This is a genomic window from Candidatus Erwinia dacicola (genome assembly GCF_001756855.1).
Classification (GTDB): Bacteria; Pseudomonadota; Gammaproteobacteria; order Enterobacterales; family Enterobacteriaceae; genus Erwinia; species Erwinia dacicola.
The window spans coordinates 1-2,093 of sequence record NZ_MAYS01000449.1; the positions used below are offsets into that span (position 1 = coordinate 1).

The 2,093-nt window shown below is 53.1% G+C and carries 2 protein-coding genes; both read right to left on the reverse strand.

What is annotated here, in order from left to right:
• Positions 1-64: 64 nt before the first annotated feature.
• The gene (cls, locus tag BBW68_RS12100; RefSeq protein ID WP_070135563.1) at positions 65-1,525 is read right to left on the reverse strand and encodes a cardiolipin synthase; all 1,461 of its coding nucleotides are present in this window, start codon (positions 1,523-1,525) and stop codon (positions 65-67) included.
• Positions 1,526-1,680: 155 nt separating this feature from the next.
• Positions 1,681-2,093 (reverse strand): DDE-type integrase/transposase/recombinase (locus tag BBW68_RS12105; protein WP_148127524.1); only part of this gene is annotated, 413 nt, incomplete at its 5' end.

Here is a 2,093-nt window from a genome sequence, read left to right on the forward strand (position 1 = left end):
CTTTGCAACAGTGCCCATAAAAATTCCTGTATTGCCCCTTGGGCGCTGTGCATTTTCGCTCGTTTTACAGCAGTGGGCTGAAGAAATAAAATAGTCGTTCGACGATACGCTGCCAGTATGCGCGGCGCGACCAGCGTTGACCATCAACCAGTCTGGATCGTGCGATATAATCCTCCTGCACTCGCGTCAGATCACTGCCAAAGCCATTGTCGTCAATCACCAGCGTAATCTCAAAGTTGAGCCACAGGCTGCGCATATCTAGATTCACGGTGCCCACCAAGCTAAGCTGACCATCAACCAGAATACTCTTGGTGTGCAGCAGACCGCCTTCAAACTGATAGATCTTCACCCCGGCGTCCAGCAGCTCGCCAAAGAAGGCGCGACTGGCCCAACCCACCAGCAGCGAGTTATTGCGGCGCGGCACGATAATACTGACATCGACACCACGATAAGCCGCGGTGCAGATAGCGTGCAGCAGGTCGTCGCTCGGAACAAAGTAGGGGGTGGTCATTATCAGCTGTTTACGCGCGGAATAGACGGCGGTTAACAGCGCCTGGTGAATCATATCTTCCGGGAAGCCAGGGCCGGAAGCGATGACCTGAATGGTATGGCCGCTCTCCTGCTCAAACGGCATCGCATTGTCATCCGGCGGCGGCGGCAAAATGCGCTTGCCGGTCTCAATTTCCCAGTCGCAGGAGTAAATAATGCCCATTGTCATGGCGACCGGGCCTTCCATACGTGCCATCAGGTCAACCCACTGCCCGACGCCAGCGTCCTGCTTAAAGAAGCGCGGGTCAACGAGATTCATGCTGCCGGTGTAGGCGATATAGTTGTCGATCAGCACCACTTTGCGGTGCTGGCGCAGATCCATACGGCGCAGGAAAACGCGCAGCAGGCTAACTTTTAGCGCCTCGACTAAATCGATACCCGCATTGCGCATCATTGCTGCCCACGGGCTGCGGAAGAATTCGACGCTGCCCGTCGAGTCCAGCATCAGGCGACAGTGAACGCCGCGCCGCGCTGCAGTCATCAGCGCTTCAGCCACCTTATCCGCCTGCCCACCGGGCTGCCAGATATAGAACACCATCTCGATATTATGACGTGCCAGCTGAATATCACGCACCAGCGCGCGCAAGGTGTCATCGGTGCTGGTTAGCAGCTGTAGCTGATTGCCTTTAACTCCGGCAATGCCCTGACGGTTCTCACACAACTGAAACAGTGAACGGGCCACATCGCTGTTATCTTCGGCAAAAATATGGTGGCTTGCTTTGAGATCAGTTAGCCAGCGGGTGGTAGAGGGCCACATGGTGCGCGCCCGCTCGGCGCGCCGTTTGCCAAGGTGCAGCTCACCGAATGAGAGATAGGCAATGATGCCAACCAGCGGAATAATATAGATAATTAACAACCAGGCCATGGCGGAGGGCACTGCGCGCCGCTTCATCAGGATACGCAGGGTAATACTGGCAATGAGTAACCAATAACCAAAAACCAGCAGCCAGCTCATTACGGTATAAAAGGTGGTCATGAAGTGAAAATCCTGTTCACGCGGCAATTAAAGAGAGTTTACGTGCAGATGACAGAACAGGAAACCTTTAACGTAAGCGCCCGATGTAAAACGTTGTCAGATCGGCACTGTTGCAAAGTTATTGATGAGTTAGCCTTTCGTGTTATTGAAAGGTCTTATCTTTCAAAGACTCTGCTCACCAGACGCATCTCGCCTAGGGGATGCCCCAAATAAAATGATTCTGCCTGACCTTTTTGTAGCGCACGCATCACTTCAATGCCTTTGATTGTGGCGTAAGCCGTCTTCATTGATTTGAAGCCCAGCGTGGCGTTGATTATCCGTTTCAGTTTGCCATGATCGCACTCAATTATATTATTCCGGTACTGTATTTGCCGGTGATGCACATGCTGCGGACATTTACCTTCCCGCTTCAGCAATGCCAGCGCCCGCCCATACGTCGGGGCTTTATCTGTGTTGATCAACCGTGGAATTTGCAGGCGCTTCGTATTATTCAGAAGTTTACCCATAAAGCGATAGGCGGCTTTGGTGTGACGACGTGAAGACAGGTAAAAGTCAATGGTGCAGCCCC